Here is a 17680-nt window from a genome sequence, read left to right on the forward strand (position 1 = left end):
CGGTTGCGGTCTGGGCCCGCCCGGGCGTCAGGGTCGCGTATGGAGCACGCGGCCACTGAGGCCGACAGGGCTCGGTACTCGACCGATCACGGCCTTCATGAGACCCCGCCCGCCCCTGCCCGGTCCTGCCGGGCGAGCACGGCCCGCTCCGCCAGCGGCAGGGACACCACCATCGTCAGACCGCCCCCCGGTGTGTCCTCCGGCGTGATCGTGCCGTTCATCGCCTCCGTGAGGCCCCGGGCGAGGGCGAGGCCGAGGCCCAGGCCGGTGGTGTTGTCGGTGTCGCCGAGGCGCTGGAAGGGCTCGAAGAGTCGGTCCCGGTCCGTCGGCGGGAGACCGGGCCCCCGGTCGACGACACGCAGTTCCGCCCGGCCCGCCAGGACGCTCGCGGCCACCAGGACCTTGGCGTCGGGCGGGCTGTGCCGGGCCGCGTTGGCGACCAGGTTGGCGATCACCCGCTCCAGCAGCGGCGGGTCGACGAGCACCGCGGGGATCTCCTCCACGTCCCCGACCTCGATGCCGGGGGTGTCCACCAGCGCGGCCGGGAGAACCTCCTCCAGGGCGGTGGGACGCAGGTTCAGCTTCAGCACGCCCGCTTCCAGGCGGCTGAGGTCGAGGAGGTTCTCCACCAGGCGGTTCAGCTTGGCCATGGACTCGTCGGCGGTGGCGAGGAGTTCGTCCCGGTCCTCGGCGGTGAACTCGACGTCCCTGCTGCGCAGGGACGTTACGGCAGCCCACCCCGCGGCCAGCGGCGTGCGCAGGTCGTGGCCGACGGCCCGCAGCAGCGCCGTACGCATCCGGTCGGCGGCCTTGACCGGCTCGACCTCGGCGGCGGCCTCGGCGAGCCGGGCCCGCTCCACCGCGGACCCGACGTGCGCGGCGAAGGCGGCGAGGACACGCCGTTCGGACGACGACAGGTCGCGGCCGTGCAGCACCAGGCAGGCGCCGGGGCCTGCCGGTACGGCGGTGGCGCCCACGGCATCGGGCGGCTCGTCGACCAGTTGCGCCGACTCCATGCCGAAGGTCTCCCGGGTGCGTTCCAGCAGGGCCGGGATCGTCTGGCCGCCGCGCACGATGCTGCCCGCGAGGGACGACATGGTCTCCGCCTCGGCGGTGGCACGGGCGGCCCGTCGGGACAGGCGCAGGGAACGGTCGACGACCGCGGCCACCGTGGCGGCCACCAACGCGAACACCGTGAGCGCCAGCAGGGCGTTCGGATCGCCCAGGGTGAAGGCACCCATGGGTGGGATGAACCAGTAGTTGAGCAGCAGAGACGCGGTGACCGAGGCGATCACCGCGGAGGTCACGCCGCCTATGCAGGCCACGCCCACCACCGTGAGCAGGAACAGCAGGGCCTCGCTGGTCAGGTTCAGTGTCCCGCGCATCTGCGCGAGGGCGAGGGTGAGCAGCACCGGCAGCACCAGTCCGGCGACCGGCCCCGCGATCATCCGGGACTTCGAGAGCGTACGGCGGCGGGAGGGCAGCAGCGTGCCGCGGCCGGCCCGCTCGTGCGTGACTCGGTGGACATCGATGTCGCCCGAGAGCGCGACGACGGACTCCCCCGTCCCGAGGCCCGTCACGAACCGTTCCAGGCGCCCGCGCCGACTGGCGCCGAGGACCAGCTGGGTGGCGTTCTCGGCGCGGGCGAACTCCACGAGCGTGGTCGCGACGTCGTCGCCAACCACCGAGTGGTAGCTGCCGCCGAGGTCCTCCACCAGCCGGCGCTGGCGGGCGAGCGAGGCGTGCGAGGCACCCGTGGCAAGGCCGTCGCTGCGGGTCACGTGCACGGCGAGCAGGTCACCGCCGGCCGACCGGGCGGCGATGCGAGCGGCCCGCCGGATGATCGTGTCGCCCTCCGGACCTCCGGTCAGCGCGACCACGACCCGTTCCCGGGTCTCCCACACCCCGCCGATCGCATGCTCGGCGCGATAGCTGTTGAGCGCCTCGTCGACCCGGTCGGCCGTCCACAGCAGCGCCAGTTGCCGCAGTGCGGTCAGATTGCCGGGGCGGAAGTAGTTGGCGAGGGCCGCGTCGATCTTCTCGGGCGCGTAGATGTTGCCGTGCGCCATGCGGCGGCGCAGCCCCTCGGGCGGGATGTCGACGAGCTCGACCTGCCGGGCACGGCGTACGACCTCGTCAGGCACCGTCTCGTGCTGCGGCACCCCGGTGATCTTCTCGACCACGTCCTTGAGGGACTCCAGATGCTGGACGTTGACGGCCGTGATGACATCGATGCCTGCGCCCAGCAGTTCCTCGATGTCCTGCCACCGCTTGGGGTTGCGTCCGCCGCCGGGAACGTTGCTGTGGGCGAACTCGTCGACGATCGCGACCTGCGGCCTGCGGTCGAGCACCGCGGCGAGGTCCATCTCCTCGAACTCCCCGCCCCGGTAGGCGCATCGAATCCGCGGCACGACCTCGAGACCGTCGAGCATCGCCTGGGTCCGGGGCCGTCCGTGGCATTCGGCGAACGCCACGACCACATCGGCCCCGCGGCCGGCCCGGCGCAGCCCCTCATCGAGCATGCGGTACGTCTTGCCCACCCCCGGGGCCGCCCCGAGGTAGACCTTCAGCCGTCCGCGCGGTACTTCGTTCATCAGGTCTCAGCGAACCCCTCCGCGAGCCGGGGGGCGGTCATCTTGACGCAACCCTGGCGCCTCTCACGAGGACGTTGACACTGTCTTGACAAGGCGGAGCCGGATAAGGTGAAGGCGGTGTGCCGGGAAGTCTGGTCGGCCGGGGAGCCACGGTGGCTCCCTTCGTGGCCCCAGGGGGACGGTCGGCATGCGCAGCGTAGGTACGGTTCTCGCACTCGTGGTCCTCGCCACGTTGGTGGCGACCTTCGCACGCCGCTGGCGCATCCCCGCCCCTTCCCTGCTCGTCGTCGCCGGTCTGGTCGTGGCGCTGCTGCCCGGGACCCCGCAGATCGAGATCAGTCCCGAGATCATCGGCCTGGTCGTCCTGCCGCCGCTGCTGTACGCGAGCGCGGAGGAACTCTCCTGGCGCGAGCTGCGGCTGGTCTGGAAGCCGGTCGGCGTACTGGCGGTGGGCCTGGTGCTGGCCTCGGCGGCGGCCGTCGGCGCGGTCGCTTCGGCGATCACCCCGCTGTCCTGGCAGATGGCCCTCGTCCTGGGCGCGGTGCTGGCCAGCACCGACCCGGTGGCGGTCACGGCGCTGGGCAGACGGCTGGCGCTGCCGCCGAAGGTGCAGGTCCTGGTCCAGGCGGAGAGCCTGTTCAACGACGCGACCTCGCTGGTCCTGTTCCGCGTCGCCGCGGGCGTTACCGTGGCGTCGGCGGCCGCCGACTGGGGTGCGGCGGGCACGGAGTTCGCCGTCCTCGCGGGCGGCGGCACGGTCATCGGCGCCGCGGTCGCGGGCGTGGTCGCGCTGATCCGGCGGCGCACCGAGGACCCGGTCCTGGAAACGGTGATCGCCCTGGTGACGCCGTACGCCGCCTACGTCCTCGCGGAGGCGGCCCACACGTCCGGCGTCACCTCGGTCGTGGTGGCGGGCGTCGTCCTGGGTGGGCGGGGCGACCGGCTCACCAACGCCCGCATCAGGCTCCAACTGCACGCCGTCTACGGCACGGTGGTGTTCCTGCTGGAGAGCGTGGTGTTCTCGCTGATAGGGCTGGCCCTGCCCGCCCAGGTGCGGGCGCTGTCCGACGCCGACCGGGTGTGGCCGCTGTACGCACTCGCGGTCGCCGGCACCCTCATAGCCGTACGTCTGCTGTGGCTGGTGCCGCTGTCGGCGGTGGTCCAGCGCAAGGGCGGGATCACACGCATGAACTGGCGGGTGCCGGTGGTGCTGACGTGGGCCGGCACCCGCGGCGTCGTGCCGCTGGCGGCGGCCCTGTCCATTCCGGTGACGACCCAGGCGGGCGCCGACCTCGCCGAGCGTCCCCTGGTGCTCGTCCTGACCACCTCCGTAGTGGTCGTCACCCTCGTGGTCCAGGGCTTCACCCTGGCGTCCGTCGTGCGCCGCTCGGGCATCGCCCTGGAGCCCGATCACACGGAGCGCGAGGAGGCGGGCGCCCGCTGCAGCCTGGCCGGAGCGGGCATGAAGCGCCTGGAGGAACTCTCCGAACTGGAGGCCGTGCCGGACGTCGTGGTCGACCGCCTCCGCCGCGGCCTGAACGCCCGCCTCGAAGACGCCCGCGACCGCCTCACGGACACCAACGGCAATGGCAACGGCAGCGGGACCGCGCCCGAGTCCGCCGACCTCATCTACCGCCAGCTGCGCCGCGACCTGATCGCCGTGGAGGCGTCGGAACTGCAGCGCCTCTACGACGACCACCTCATCAGCGACACGACCCGCCGCCGCCTGCAGCGGTCGCTGGACCTGGAGGACGCGCGGCTGGCCGACGCCTGACCGGTCCGGGGCTCGTGGGGTTCAGCGGAACTCGGCGAGCCTCGGCCGCAGTCCGACAGCGGTGAGCAGCAGCGCGGCGGGCAGCAGACCGCAGGCCCAGGGCAGCAGTGCGCCCACCGTCGAACGGCCGTCGCGCACCGCGGCCGCGAAGTGGTCCCGGTTGATGTCCGTCACCCCGTCCAGGGCGGCCATCCACGCCCCGAAGTGGGCATTGGACATCCCCGGCTCCCAGGTGATGCAGAACTCGACGGCCGCGCGCTCCTCGCCCTGCTCCAGCAGCGCCCGGATCCTGCGGTCGTCCCGCTGGTAGACGGCGTACGCCCGGACCGTCTCCTCGGCCGCGGCCCGCTCCCCGGCGAAGGTGATGTTGTCGAGCTCGCGCCGGAACTCGCCGGTGAAGCGCAGGTCGTCCGAATCGGACTCGTACGCCTGCCATGTGGTGGCGAGGCCGGAGTCGTACGAGGACAGGGTGGCGCCCTCGATGCCGTACAGCTCCCGCGACTTGGCCAGAAAGGCCCGCTCGTACCGGTCGCGGCGCTCGGGGTCGAGCAGGTAGCGGCTCTCGTCGGCGTTGGCGTCGTAGGCGATCGCACGCGCGCGGGAGAGCGCGACGACGGAGTCGAAGGCGTCGCGCCTGGCCACCCGCAGGTACTCGGACGACGCGGACAGCAGCTGAGCGCCGAGGACCACGGCCAGCAGGGCGCAGACGGTCGCGGCCAGCACACCGGGGTTGAGGATCCGGCGGAAGCGGCGGGCCAGGTACCACTGGAGGACGCCGAGCACCGCGAGCAGCAGCAGGCCGAGCACGATGACGGCGACGAGCTGGGCGGAGAGGGTGGAGCGGGCCGAGGTGTACCGCGTGTCGAAGGCGTCGTCGTTCGAGGCCACCAACTTCCTTGCGTTCGGCAGGAGTTGGAGCCGCAGCAGGTCCGTCGCGGTCCGGTAGTCGGCGAGGGCGTCCGCTTTCCGGCCCTTGCGGCCGTCGTTCTCCAGGGCGCGGCCGACGAGTTCCTGGTACTCGGCGAAGCCGTCGGTCAGCGACTCCACCGTCTTCTCGTCGGCGCGGTTGCCCTGCGCGGCGACGGCGAGAGTGCGCAGTTCGTGCCCGATGTCACGACGCGCGTCGCCGTAGAAACCGACGGCCTTCCCGTACGGCGTCCTCAGGCGCCCTTCGCCCGCGTTCCCGCTGGACAGCAGGATGTTGGCGGCCTGTGCGTCCATGTCGTTCAGGGCGAGAGCGAGGCCGGCGGCGCTGGTGGTGCGGGGTGCGTCGCGGTCGGCGGTCGCGTCCCAGGTGCCGAGGGCGGTGAGCCCGGCGACGAGGAGCAGCACAGCCAGGGCGGTGGCGAGCAGGGTCGTGGCCGTGCGCAGAAGGCGCAGTCGCGCGGGCACGGTCGCCCGGTGGCGTCGGCGCAGAGCGGCCCGCACGGCCACGACCCGAGCCCTGAGGGGCCGCCCCGGACCGCTCGGCCGTGTTCCCCCACGTGACCGCGGCCCGGGGCTGCCCCCGGCAGGGGCGACCCTCTCCCGCCGTGGCTGCTCGGCAGCCTCCGTCCGAGGTCTGCCGGTGGTGACCGTCACGGTCCCTCCCACATCACGCCACGGACGGTCGCCCGTCCCCCGTGCCGCTCAGTCTGCGACCGGATCCGGCCATGAACGGCATTCGTTGACGGGCTTCTGACGTGTGCTCAGGCCGGTTTGACGCGGCATTGACGCGACACACCACCAGGCCGTATGAGTCCCGCAAATACCTTGCCGAGCAGGGTCGTCCGGGCACGGAGCGCGACTAGATTCCCTGTCGGCCGCCGAGAAGGCCACGGGCGTCAGTGGCCTCACGGGACCGGACCGCCGTCCGGAACCGGGCGAGGTGGCCGGGTGCGGGTCCAGGGGACACGCACCGGCGCACGGCGTACCGCCGTCCCACCGCCGACGTCCGTGCGCCCGCCGTGCGGGGCCGGGGCCCCGGTCCCGCACGGCTTCTGCGGTCACTGTCCTGTCGTCGACGAGACCCGAAGGTCCCCATGCTTCCCGCCGCTCCCGAGCAAGCCCCGCCGTCCCGCCCCCAACGCACCGCCGAGCCCGGAGCAAGACGGAGTGCCCGGCGGCGCGCCCCGAGCGGACTCTTCGAACCCGCCCAGCTCATCCGGTCGTTCCCCGAGGCGCTGCGCAAACTGCACCCCAGGGTCATGGTGCGCAGTCCGGTGCTGTTCGTGGTGTCCGTCGGAGCGGGCCTGACCACGCTGTCGGCCCTGATCCACCCGGCGGTCTTCACTTGGGTCATCAGCACCTGGCTGTGGCTGACGGTGATCTTCGCCAACCTCGCCGAGGCCGTCGCCGAGGGCCGCGGCAAGGCCCAGGCCGAGTCGCTGCGCAAGGCCCGTACGGACACGGTGGCGCTGCGCCTGCTGGACTGGCGCTGGGGCACCAACGCACGCACCGCCCGCTCGGAGGCCGTCGCCGCCACCGACCTCAAGCCACTGGACGTCGTACTGGTCGAGGCGGGCGAGCTGATCCCGGCGGACGGCGACGTCATCGACGGCGTGGCGGCGGTCGACGAGTCGGCGGTCACCGGCGAGTCGGCGCCCGTCATCCGCGAGTCCGGCGGCGACCGCAGCGGGGTCACGGGCGGTACGACCGTCCTGTCCGACCGGATCGTGGTCCGGGTCGGCGCCCGTCCCGGTCACAGCTTCCTGGACCGGATGATCGCCCTGGTGGAGGGCGCGAACCGGCAGAAGACGCCGAACGAGATAGCGCTCAACATCCTGCTGGCGTCGCTGACGATCATCTTCCTCCTGATCGTGGTCACCTTGCAGCCGATGGCCGCCTACGCGGACGCCGCCCAGTCGACGACCGTGCTGGTGGCGTTGCTGGTCACGCTCATCCCGACCACGATCGGCGCCCTGCTCTCGGCGATCGGCATCGCCGGCATGGACCGGCTGGTGCAGCGCAACGTCCTCGCCATGTCGGGCCGCGCGGTCGAGGCGGCGGGCGACGTCAACACGCTGCTGCTGGACAAGACCGGCACCATCACCCTCGGCAACCGCGAGGCCGCCGCCTTCGTGCCGCTGCCCGGCATCGACGAGCGGCAACTCGCGGACGCCGCCCAGCTCTCCTCGCTGGCCGACGAGACACCCGAGGGCCGCTCCGTCGTCGTCCTGGCCAAGAACCGCTACGGCCTGCGCGAGCCCGCCGAGGGCGAACTGGCCACCACCCGCTGGGTCGCATTCAGCGCGCAGACCCGCATGAGCGGCGTCGATCTGCGCTGGGACAACGGCGCCGTGTGCGCCATCCGCAAGGGCGCCGCCCAGCAGGTGATCGACTGGGTGCAGATGTACGGCGGCGAAGTCCCGCCCGAGGCACGGCGCTACGCCGACTCGGTCGCCGCCTCGGGCGGCACCCCGCTGCTGGTGGCCGTGCACGACTGGAACGGCCCGCGCGTCCTCGGCCTGATCCAGCTCAAGGACGTGGTCAAGGAAGGCATCCGCGAGCGCTTCGCCGAGCTGCGCCGCATGGGCATCCGTACGGTGATGATCACCGGCGACAACCCGCTCACCGCCCGTACCGTCGCCCAGGAGGCGGGCGTGGACGACTTCCTCGCCGAGGCCACGCCCGAGGACAAACTCGCCCTGATCCAGCGGGAGCAGGCCGGCGGCAAGCTCGTCGCCATGACCGGCGACGGCACCAACGACGCCCCGGCGCTCGCACAGGCCGACGTCGGCGTCGCGATGAACACGGGTACGTCGGCCGCCAAGGAGGCCGGCAACATGATCGACCTCGACTCCAACCCGACCAAGCTCATCGACATCGTCGAGATCGGCAAGCAACTCCTCATCACGCGCGGCGCGTTGACGACGTTCTCCATCACGAACGACGTCGCCAAGTACTTCGCGATCATCCCGGCGATGTTCGCGAGCGCCTACCCGGGCCTGGACGCGCTCAACATCATGGGCCTGCACAGCCCGACCTCCGCGATCACCTCGGCGATCATCTTCAACGCCCTGATCATCGTGGCGCTGATCCCGCTCGCCCTGCGCGGTGTCCGCTACACCCCGTCGTCGGCGCACGACCTGCTGCGCCGCAACCTGCTGCTGTACGGCCTCGGCGGACTGGTGCTGCCGTTCCTGGGCATCAAGCTCATCGACCTGCTGATCTCCGGGGTGCCCGGCCTTGGCTGAACCCCGCCCGGCGTCCTGGCCCGTCGGCCGTCAAGGACACGTATGCGCACGTCAGAGGCCCGTCAGAGAACAGCACTTCGACTTGTCCGGGCCGTGCGGAACGGCTTCCATGGACACCGTGAACAGCGCCTGGCTCCTTTTCGACCGGCCGCCGAGTCCCACTCGGCCGCCCCGTCGTGCGCCGCGCTGCCCGGAAACGCCCACGTCCCGCTGACGACGCGTTTTCCGTGACCCGAGGGGCGCCGTGAACCTGTCCGGCGCCCCTCACGCTTCCCTTCATCCCGCACGTCCGCCGTCCCCGCACCGGGGGCCACATGGCGTGCCGTATCCCCGGATTGGAACATGTCCGACTCCACCCTTTCATTCCGTACTGTCCTCCTGACCGGTGCCACCTCGGGCATCGGCTACGCGACCGCCCGGCAGCTCGCCGAGCGCGGCGCCACGGTGCTGCTGCACGGCCGTACCGCCGAGGAGGTCCGCGCCGCCGCCGACCGGCTCATCGCCACCGCCGGCGTCGACGCCAACCAGCTGTGCACCTACGCCGCCGACTTCACGCGCCTCGACGAGGTCGAGACCCTCGCGCACAAGGTCGTCGCCGAGCACCCGCACCTGGACGTCCTGGTCAACAACGCGGGCATGGCCGCGCCCGAGCGGCACACCGTCACCGCCGACGGCAACGAGATCGCCTTCCAGGTCAACTTCCTCTCGCACTATCTGCTGACCTGCCTGCTGGAGCCGGCGCTCACGAGCGACCCGGGCGGCCGCGTCGTCAACGTGTCGTCGTCGCTGCACCGCATGGCGTCCATCCAGTGGGCGGACCCGAACCGGGCCCGCCGCTACTCCCGGCTCGCCGCGTACGCCCAGTCCCAGCTGGCCCTGACGGTGTTCGCGGCCGACCCGCGCGTCACGGCCGTCTCGGTGCACCCCGGCGTCTGCGACACGGCACTGCTCCCCCTGTACGCCCACGAGGGCGTCACCCCGGCCGAGGGCGCCGGGCATGTGGTCCGGCTGTGCGACCCGGCCGTCGAGATCGTCAACGGCGCCTACTACGACCGCGCCGAACGCGTCGACCCCGCCCCGGCCGCCAAGGAGGACCGCACAGTGAAGCGCCTCAACAAGCTCGCCGACCTCCTCGTCGGCCGCACCGCTTGAACTTCGTTCCATCGCAAGGGAGTTGAACCGCGTGTCGAAGCGCGCCCGGAAGAAGAAGGCCCGCCGCAAGAAGAAGGCCAACCACGGCAGCAAGGCCGGTCAGCGCTAGCCGAGCACCGAACCACAGACCGTCATCCACCGGGGCGGGCCACGGGAGCAGCGATGTTCCCGCCGGCCCGCCCCGCGTCACATCACCCATCCGTTCACTCATCCGTGCGGCATTCGTCTCCGTGAGGCAGTCAGATCGAGCTCGCTCCCCAGCACCTTCCCGCCCTCCCCCGTTGGTCCCGGTCGGCACCCCCGGCTCCGCCGCCATCGGCGAGCACGTGCTGGCCACGGGCATCGGCCACTGGTGGGCCGACCGTCCCGGCCGGCCACGCACCGTCGCCGCGTCGTGCGCCGGTTACGGCGTCCTGCGCGGCGCCCCGGACACGCTCTCGCCCGAGATCCTCGCCCCCCTCGCCGGCAACCGCATCGACGCCCCGGCCCGCTTCCTGCCGGCGCTCGGCGCCGCGTTCGACCGGATCACTCCGTGGGAGCGCATGGTCTGGACGCTCCAGGCCAGGCCGCAGCCGGCCACCGTCCCGCTCGGTGTGACCGTTCGCCGCCTGGAGCCCGCGGACACCGACGCATTGGTGGCCCTCGGCACCGACGCGGCGTGGCTCACAGCAAGCTGGGACGGACCGCTGGGCCTCGCCTCCTGCGGGCACGGCTGGGCAGCAGTGAGCCGCAGGGGCCGAATCCTGGCCGTCGCCTGCACGTACTTCCGGGGCAGTCGGTACGAGGACGTGGCCGTCTTCACCGTGCCGGACCACCGTCGCCACCGCCTCGGCCTCGCCTGTGTCACCGCGTTGCGCGCGGACATCGTCGGCCGCGGCCGGGTACCCAGCTGGAACTGCTCGGTCCTCAACCGCTCCAGTCGTCTGCTCGCCCGGACCGCAGGGTTCCGGCTGGTCCGCGAGTACGTCCACTACGCGGTGGGCGCCCCGGTCTCCGGAAGCCGGCTCAGCGCGTGAGCCCGCCGGCCGACACCGAGTTCTCGTACCGCCGTCACGCTGAGTGTCGACCCCTCCGGTCAGCCACCCGTCCCCCATACAGCCCATCCGCCGACGAGCAACTCCCCGAGCTGAACTCTTGATGCGCAACCGACGCCGACGTGCCCAGTCTTAACGGAAGCTTGACGTCACCAGCCCACTGATCCGCAGGCCTGTGCGTCACGCTCCGCTTACGCTGGTGCCGCCGTCCGCGTGATGGCCGGAATCCGACGCCGTCCCGCACACCACGGCGTCCCGCACATCAGGAGCGCGCCGATGGCCACGACCGAACACCCTCCGCCCAGTCGCCTGCGCGCCTGGATGCTGGAGGGCCTGTCCGACATGGGCAAGGGCCATGGCCGCCAGGCGGAGCCGACCGAGTCCAAGCTGGAGCACAAGGGACAGCCCTGGTACCGCGTCATGTGCCTCACCGGCGTCGACTACTTCTCGACCCTCGGCTACCAGCCGGGCATCGCGGCCCTCGCGGCCGGCCTGCTGTCACCCATCGCCACCATCGTGCTGGTGATCGTCACCCTGGCCGGCGCCCTGCCCGTGTACCGGCGGGTGGCCGAGGAGAGCCCGCACGGCCAGGGCTCGATCGCGATGCTGGAGCGGCTCCTGACATTCTGGAAGGGCAAGCTCTTCGTCCTGACGCTGCTGGGCTTCGCCGCCACGGACTTCCTGATCACCATCACCCTGTCGGCGGCGGACGCCTCGACCCACCTCGTCGAGAACCCGCACCTGGAAAGCGCCCTGCACGACAAGCAGTTGCTGATCACCCTGATCCTCGTGGCGCTGCTGGGCGCGGTGTTCCTCAAGGGCTTCCTGGAGGCGATCGGCGTTGCCGTCGCCCTGGTCGGGGCCTACCTCGCGCTGAACGTCGTCGTCGTGGTCGTCGGCCTATATCACGTCGTCACCGAAGGGCACGTGGTCACCGACTGGGCCAACGCCCTCACCGCCGAGCACGGCAACATCTTCGTCATGATCGGCGTGGCCCTGATCGTCTTCCCCAAGCTCGCGCTCGGCCTCTCCGGCTTCGAGACCGGCGTCGCCGTGATGCCCCACGTCAAGGGCGACCCGGGCGAGACCGAGGAGAACCCCAAGGGCCGCATCCGGGACACCAAGAAGCTCCTCACCACCGCCGCCCTGATCATGAGCTGCTTCCTGATCGCGACGAGCTTCATCACCACGCTCCTGATCCCGGAGAAGGATTTCGAGCCGGGCGGCGAGGCCAACGGCCGCGCGCTCGCCTTCCTCGCCCACGAGTACCTCGGCAACGCCTTCGGCACGGTCTACGACGTCTCGACGATCGCCATCCTGTGGTTCGCCGGCGCCTCCGCCATGGCCGGCCTGCTCAACCTGATGCCTCGCTATCTGCCCCGCTACGGCATGGCCCCGCACTGGGCGCGCGCGGTACGCCCCATGGTCATCGTGTTCACGCTGGTCGCCTTCCTGGTGACCTGGATCTTCGACGCCGACGTCGACGCCCAGGGCGGCGCCTACGCCACCGGTGTGCTGGTCCTGATCAGCTCCGCCGCGATCGCCGTGACCATCGCGGCCCGCAAGGCCGGCCAGCGCAACTGGTTCATCGGCTTCGCGGTCATCTCGACGGTGTTCCTCTACACGACCGTCGCGAACGTCATCGAGCGCCCCGACGGTGTGAAGATCGGCGCCTGCTTCATCGCGGGCATCATCCTCATCTCCCTGCTCTCGCGGCTGCTGCGCGCCTTTGAGCTCCGCGTGACCAGCGTGACGCTCGACCCCATGGCGGAACGTTTCGTCAGGGACATAGCCAGCCGCAAGATCCGGTTCATCGCCAATGAGCCGGACCGGCGGGACAAGGCCGAGTACCGCGACAAGATCGAGCAGATCCGCAACGACAACGACGTCCCGGGCCAGGAGGACTTCGTCTTCGTCGAGGTGACGGTCACCGACCCCTCCGAGTTCGAGGCGGGCCTGACCGTACGCGGCGAGGTCATGCACAACCGCTACCGCGTCCTCACCCTTGAGTCCTCCTCCGTCCCCAACGCCCTGGCCGCGCTGCTCCTGCACGTCCGTGACACGACCCGCTGTATCCCGCACATCTACTTCGAGTGGACCGAGGGCAACCCCTTCGCCAACTTCCTGCGCTTCTTCCTCTTCGGCCAGGGCGAGGTCGCCCCGGTCACCCGCGAGGTGCTGCGCGTGGCCGAGCCCGACCGGCCCAACAGGCCGCGGGTGCACACCGGCTGAAACGCCCGCGGTCATCAGGATCGCGTCAACGATGACTCGTAAGGCGTCAGAACAGCGTCACGGGCGGTCACTCCGGCGCCCCGGCCACCTACCGTCGACCATGTGCATGGCAGCAGACCGCGTCCGGCCCCGACCGGCGACCGCCACTGGCCAGGCGGCGCGCGGTTCGCCATGGGCTGCACCCTGACCTTCTTCGGCATGGCCCTGTTGGTCGACTGGGACGGGCACACCCTGACACCGGCCCGCACCCTGCTCTGGCTGGCGATGACGGCCGTCCTCTTCACGATCCTGCTCCCTCAGCGCGTCACCGCCGGCCCGGGATGGCTGGCGGTCCGGGGGCTCGTACGACGGCAGCAGATACGGACGGACGCCCTGGTGGCCGTACACCTGTACGGCGATCTCTCCGCACACCTGATCCTGCGGGACACCGACGGCCACCGCCTGGAGCTCGACCCACGGACCCTGATCGCCAACCCGCTGCTGTGGCACGAGCTCGACAGCGGGGTACAGCGCTCGCGAGAACGTGGGACGCTGCAGGAAGGCACCGACGCACTGGAGAGGCTGCGGCACCAGATAGACGACGCGACGGCTCGGGCGGTGCTCCGGGCGTCGGGGATCTACTGAGGCCGCATCGAAACATCCAACGGCCAACCCCCTACCCGGGGTTCCCGGCGATGCCCCCTATCGTGACCGCCATGCACTCCTACACGATCGGCCAGGCGGCGCGACTGCTGGGCGTGAGCCCCGACACCGCACGCCGCTGGGCGGACGCAGGCCGGGTGGCCACCCACCGCGACGAAACCGGACGCCGTCTCATCGACGGCACTGACCTCGCCGCGTTCTCGGTCGAACTCGCCAGGCCCGGCAGCGGCGAGGAGGAGACGCCGTACACCTCGGTTCGCAACGCCTTCCCCGGCATCGTCACCGCGATCAAACTCGGCGACGTGGCGGCCCAGGTCGAGATCCAGGCCGGCCCGCACCGACTGGTCTCCCTCCTCACCCGCGAGGCGGTCGAGGAACTGGGCCTGGAGGTGGGCATGGAGGCCACCGCCCGCGTGAAGTCGACGAACGTCCACATCGACCGCACGTAATCGGACAAAAGCGGGCACTACGGTAGGAATCGCAAGCCCAAAACGCCGCAAACCCCTACCGTCAGCGAGGCGTCCCCCATGAGCCTGAGCATCCGCAACCAGCTCCCCGGCACCGTCACCGCCATCACCCCCGGCGAGGTCATGGCAACGGTCAAGGTCCGTCTCGCCGGCGGCCAGGACCTCACCGCGGCGGTCACCCTGGAAGCCGTCGAGGACCTCGGCCTGACCGCGGGCACGGCCGTGACCGCCCTCGTGAAAGCCACGGAGATCTCCCTCGCCACCGCCCCGGTCAAGGGCCTGTCCATCCGCAACCAGCTCCCCGGCACGGTCACCGGCCTCGCCATGGGCGGCGCGATGGCCTCGGTCAAGATCGCCGTGGACGGCGCCGACCTGACCGCGGCCATCACCAAGGACGCCACCACCGACCTCGCCCTGTCCCCCGGCGTCCCCGTGGTCGCGCTGGTCAAGGCGACGGAGGTCGCACTGACGACGGCGTGACGCACAAGGGCCCCGCCCGGCCATGGACGGCCAGGGCGGAGCCCTTCATTCGCCTACGTCGATTCGGTACGAACCCCGTGAACGTCAGTCCTCGTACGCATCCAGCGGCGGGCAGGAGCACACCAGGTTCCGGTCACCGAAGGCCTGGTCGATCCGGCGCACCGGCGGCCAGTACTTCTCGGCGGCCGACACCCCGGCCGGGAACACGGCCTCGTCACGGCCGTACGCGTGCTCCCACTCCCCGCCGAGCGCGCCCGCGGTGTGCGGGGCGTTCCGCAGCGGGTTGTCGTCGGCGGGCCACTCACCCGATCCGACCTTCTCGATCTCCGCGCGAATGGCGATCATCGCCTCGCAGAACCGGTCCAGCTCTGCCAGGTCCTCGGACTCGGTCGGCTCGATCATCAGCGTCCCGGCCACCGGGAACGACATGGTCGGCGCGTGGAAACCGTAGTCGATGAGCCGCTTGGCCACGTCGTCGACGCTCACCCCGGTCGCCTTGGTCAGCGGCCGCAGATCGATGATGCACTCGTGCGCGACGAGTCCGCCCGGCCCGTTGTAGAGCACCGGGTAGTGCGGCTCCAGCCGCTTGGCGACGTAGTTGGCGGACAGCACCGCCACCTGCGTGGCCCGCTTGAGCCCCTCGCCACCCATGAGCCGGACGTACGCCCAGGAGATCGGCAGGATCCCGGCGGAGCCCCAGGGTGCGGCCGAGATCGGCCCGACGCCCGTCTCGGGCCCGGCGGCGGGCTGCAGCGGGTGGTTCGGCAGATACGGCGCCAGGTGCGCCCGTACGGCGACGGGCCCGACCCCCGGACCGCCGCCACCGTGCGGGATGCAGAACGTCTTGTGCAGGTTCAGGTGGGACACGTCACCGCCGAAGTGCCCCGGCTTGGCAAGCCCCACCAGGGCGTTGAGGTTGGCGCCGTCGACGTACACCTGCCCGCCCGCGTCGTGCACCTGCCCGCAGATGTCGGCGACGTGCTCCTCGAACACACCGTGCGTCGACGGGTACGTGATCATCAGCACCGACAGCTCGTCGCGGTACTGCTCGATCTTCGCCCGCAGGTCCTCGACGTCGATCTCGCCGTCCTCGGCGGTCTTCACCACGACGACCTTCATGCCGGCCATCACCGCACTCGCGGCATTGGTGCCGTGCGCGGACGACGGAATGAGACACACGGTCCGCTGCTCGTCACCGTTGGCCCGGTGGTACCCGCGTACGGCGAGCAGCCCGGCCAGCTCACCCTGCGACCCGGCGTTGGGCTGCAGCGACACATTGTCGTAGCCGGTGACCTCGGCGAGACGTTCCTCCAGCTCGCGGATGAGCGTCAGATAGCCCTGCACCTGCTCGGCGGGCGCGAAGGGGTGCAGCTGCCCGAACTCCGGCCAGGTGACCGGCTCCATCTCGGTGGTCGCGTTGAGCTTCATCGTGCAGGAGCCCAGCGGGATCATGCCGCGGTCGAGCGCGTAGTCGCGGTCGGCGAGCCTGCGCAGGTAACGCAGCATGGCCGTCTCGGAGCGGTGCTGGTGGAAGACGGGGTGCGTGAGGTACTCGTCGTCGCGCAGCAGCCCACCCCGAAGACCGTCCTCGGCCACCGCGTCCAGCGCCTCGATGTCCCCCTCGACCCCGAACGCCGTCCATACGGCGCCCAGTTGGGTCCGCGTGGTGGTCTCGTCGCAGGCGATGGACACATGGTCGGCATCGACGAGACGCAGGTTGACGCCGTTCTGCCGGGCGGCGGCGACGACCTCGGCGGCCTTCGCGGGCACCCGCACGGTCAACGTGTCGAAGTAGGCACCATGCACCACCTCGACCCCACCCGCCGCGAGCCCCGCGGCGAGGACGGCGGCATACCGATGGGTCCGCAGAGCGATGCCCTTCAGCCCCTCGGGCCCGTGGTAGACGGCGTACATCCCGGCCATCACGGCGAGCAGCACCTGAGCGGTACAGATGTTACTGGTCGCCTTCTCCCGGCGAATGTGCTGCTCACGCGTCTGCAGGGCCAGCCGATACGCCTTGTTCCCGTCGGCGTCCACGGACACACCCACCAGCCGCCCGGGCAGGCTGCGCGCGAACTTCTCGTGCACGGCCATGTAGCCGGCGTGCGGCCCACCGAAGCCCATCGGCACACCGAACCGCTGCGTCGTACCGATCGCGATGTCCGCCCCCAGCTCACCCGGGGACTTCAGCAGCGTGAGCGCGAGCAGGTCGGCGGCGACGGTAACGAGGGCACCGAGCTCGTGGGCCTGCTCGATGACGGGCTTGATGTCCCGTACGACACCGGAGGCGCCCGGGTACTGGAGGAGCACGCCGTTGATGTCACGCGAGGCGACGTCGGCCGGAATCCCGCCGCTGAGATCAGCGACGACGACCTCCACACCGGTCGGCTCGGCACGGGTCTCGATCACGGCGATGGTCTGCGGAAGGACGTCCGCGTCGACCAGGAACAGACCCTTCTTGTTCTTCCCCATGCGCCGGGACAGGGCCATGGCCTCGGCGGCCGCCGTCCCCTCGTCGAGCAGCGAGGCACCGGAAGTCGGCAGCCCGGTGAGCTCGGCGACCATGGTCTGGAAGTTCAGCAGGGCCTCGAGCCGCCCCTGCGAGATCTCGGGCTGGTACGGCGTGTAGGCGGTGTACCAGGCCGGATTCTCCATGACGTTCCGCAGAATGACCGGCGGAGTGAACGTCCCGTAGTACCCGAGCCCGATCATCGAGTCCAGCACCTGATTGCGGTCGGCAAGCGACCGCAGCTCGGCCAGCACCTCGGCCTCGGTACGCGCCCCGGGCAGATCGAGGGAGTCGGCGTTCTTGATCACATCCGGCACCGCGGCGGCGGTGAGCTCGTCCAGCGAGCCGTACCCGACGTGGGCGAGCATCTTGGCCCGAGCCTCATGATCAGGGCCGATATGACGCTGCTCGAAGGGAATACCCTGCTCGAGCTCGGAGAGCGGAATGCGATGGGCGGTCATTGCGGAGGCCTCCTGGTCTGACACGACCTTCGAGGGGCACCACGGCACGGGTACCCCGACGGCCTCCCCCTCTGTCATCTCAACCTGAGAGCTTCACCGGGCCACCCGAGGGCTCCCGGCTTTCACCGTCGGTGAGAGCGGAGGCCATCGACACCCGCCC

Annotated in this window: 11 protein-coding genes; 8 read left to right on the forward strand and 3 right to left on the reverse strand. The window is 71.1% G+C overall.

Translation table 11 applies throughout. The features are described 5' to 3' along the window. Positions 1-95: 95 nt before the first annotated feature. Positions 96-2594 (reverse strand): sensor histidine kinase, encoded by a 2499-nt coding sequence (locus BLU79_RS03935; RefSeq protein ID WP_093904131.1) that lies wholly within the window; start codon positions 2592-2594, stop codon positions 96-98. Between the two features lie 187 nt (positions 2595-2781). On the opposite strand from BLU79_RS03935, the gene BLU79_RS03940 reads away from it, so the two are divergent. After that, positions 2782-4368: a Na+/H+ antiporter gene (locus BLU79_RS03940; protein WP_093904132.1), complete on the forward strand. Its 1587-nt coding sequence runs from the start codon at positions 2782-2784 to the stop codon at positions 4366-4368. 21 nt (positions 4369-4389) lie between these two features. On the opposite strand, the gene BLU79_RS03945 is transcribed toward BLU79_RS03940, so the two are convergent. Beyond that, positions 4390-5802, reverse strand: a complete 1413-nt coding sequence (locus tag BLU79_RS03945; protein ID WP_093904133.1) for a hypothetical protein — start codon at positions 5800-5802, stop codon at positions 4390-4392. 587 nt (positions 5803-6389) lie between these two features. On the opposite strand from BLU79_RS03945, the gene kdpB reads away from it, so the two are divergent. The 7 genes from kdpB (at position 6390) to BLU79_RS03980 (ending at position 14550) form a co-directional block, all read left to right on the forward strand. Then, the gene (kdpB, locus tag BLU79_RS03950; protein ID WP_093904134.1) at positions 6390-8543 is read left to right on the forward strand and encodes a potassium-transporting ATPase subunit KdpB; all 2154 of its coding nucleotides are present in this window, start codon (positions 6390-6392) and stop codon (positions 8541-8543) included. Between the two features lie 342 nt (positions 8544-8885). Then, positions 8886-9695 (forward strand): SDR family NAD(P)-dependent oxidoreductase, encoded by an 810-nt coding sequence (locus BLU79_RS03955; RefSeq protein WP_093904135.1) that lies wholly within the window; start codon positions 8886-8888, stop codon positions 9693-9695. 281 nt (positions 9696-9976) lie between these two features. Continuing rightward, on the forward strand, positions 9977-10711 hold the full coding sequence (locus BLU79_RS03960) for a GNAT family N-acetyltransferase (protein ID WP_256333124.1): 735 nt from the start codon (positions 9977-9979) through the stop codon (positions 10709-10711). A gap of 294 nt (positions 10712-11005) precedes the next feature. Then, positions 11006-12961, forward strand: a complete 1956-nt coding sequence (locus tag BLU79_RS03965) for an APC family permease (protein ID WP_093904136.1) — start codon at positions 11006-11008, stop codon at positions 12959-12961. 102 nt (positions 12962-13063) lie between these two features. Next, entirely contained in the window at positions 13064-13585 is a 522-nt protein-coding gene (locus BLU79_RS03970; RefSeq protein ID WP_093904137.1) for a hypothetical protein, read from the forward strand. Between the two features lie 71 nt (positions 13586-13656). After that, positions 13657-14052: a TOBE domain-containing protein gene (locus BLU79_RS03975; RefSeq protein ID WP_256333125.1), complete on the forward strand. Its 396-nt coding sequence runs from the start codon at positions 13657-13659 to the stop codon at positions 14050-14052. A 78-nt stretch (positions 14053-14130) separates the two neighbouring features. Then, on the forward strand, positions 14131-14550 hold the full coding sequence (locus tag BLU79_RS03980; protein ID WP_093904139.1) for a TOBE domain-containing protein: 420 nt from the start codon (positions 14131-14133) through the stop codon (positions 14548-14550). A gap of 84 nt (positions 14551-14634) precedes the next feature. Here BLU79_RS03980 and gcvP read toward each other — a convergent pair whose 3' ends face one another. Further along, entirely contained in the window at positions 14635-17520 is a 2886-nt protein-coding gene (gcvP, locus tag BLU79_RS03985) for an aminomethyl-transferring glycine dehydrogenase (protein ID WP_093904140.1), read from the reverse strand. Positions 17521-17680: the final 160 nt, after the last annotated feature.

It is taken from the genome of Streptomyces sp. cf386, assembly GCF_900103585.1.
Classification (GTDB): Bacteria; Actinomycetota; Actinomycetes; order Streptomycetales; family Streptomycetaceae; genus Streptomyces.

What these genes read in the sequence shown, in the direction of transcription:
- BLU79_RS03935 (WP_093904131.1), bottom strand. Translation starts at nt 2,594, where the DNA reads ATGAACGAAGTACCGCGCGGACGGCTGAAGGTCTACCTCGGGGCGGCC.
- BLU79_RS03940 (WP_093904132.1), top strand. Translation starts at nt 2,782, where the DNA reads ATGCGCAGCGTAGGTACGGTTCTCGCACTCGTGGTCCTCGCCACGTTG.
- kdpB (WP_093904134.1), top strand. Translation starts at nt 6,390, where the DNA reads ATGCTTCCCGCCGCTCCCGAGCAAGCCCCGCCGTCCCGCCCCCAACGC.
- BLU79_RS03955 (WP_093904135.1), top strand. Translation starts at nt 8,886, where the DNA reads ATGTCCGACTCCACCCTTTCATTCCGTACTGTCCTCCTGACCGGTGCC.
- BLU79_RS03965 (WP_093904136.1), top strand. Translation starts at nt 11,006, where the DNA reads ATGGCCACGACCGAACACCCTCCGCCCAGTCGCCTGCGCGCCTGGATG.
- BLU79_RS03975 (WP_256333125.1), top strand. Translation starts at nt 13,657, where the DNA reads ATGCACTCCTACACGATCGGCCAGGCGGCGCGACTGCTGGGCGTGAGC.
- BLU79_RS03980 (WP_093904139.1), top strand. Translation starts at nt 14,131, where the DNA reads ATGAGCCTGAGCATCCGCAACCAGCTCCCCGGCACCGTCACCGCCATC.
- gcvP (WP_093904140.1), bottom strand. Translation starts at nt 17,520, where the DNA reads ATGACCGCCCATCGCATTCCGCTCTCCGAGCTCGAGCAGGGTATTCCC.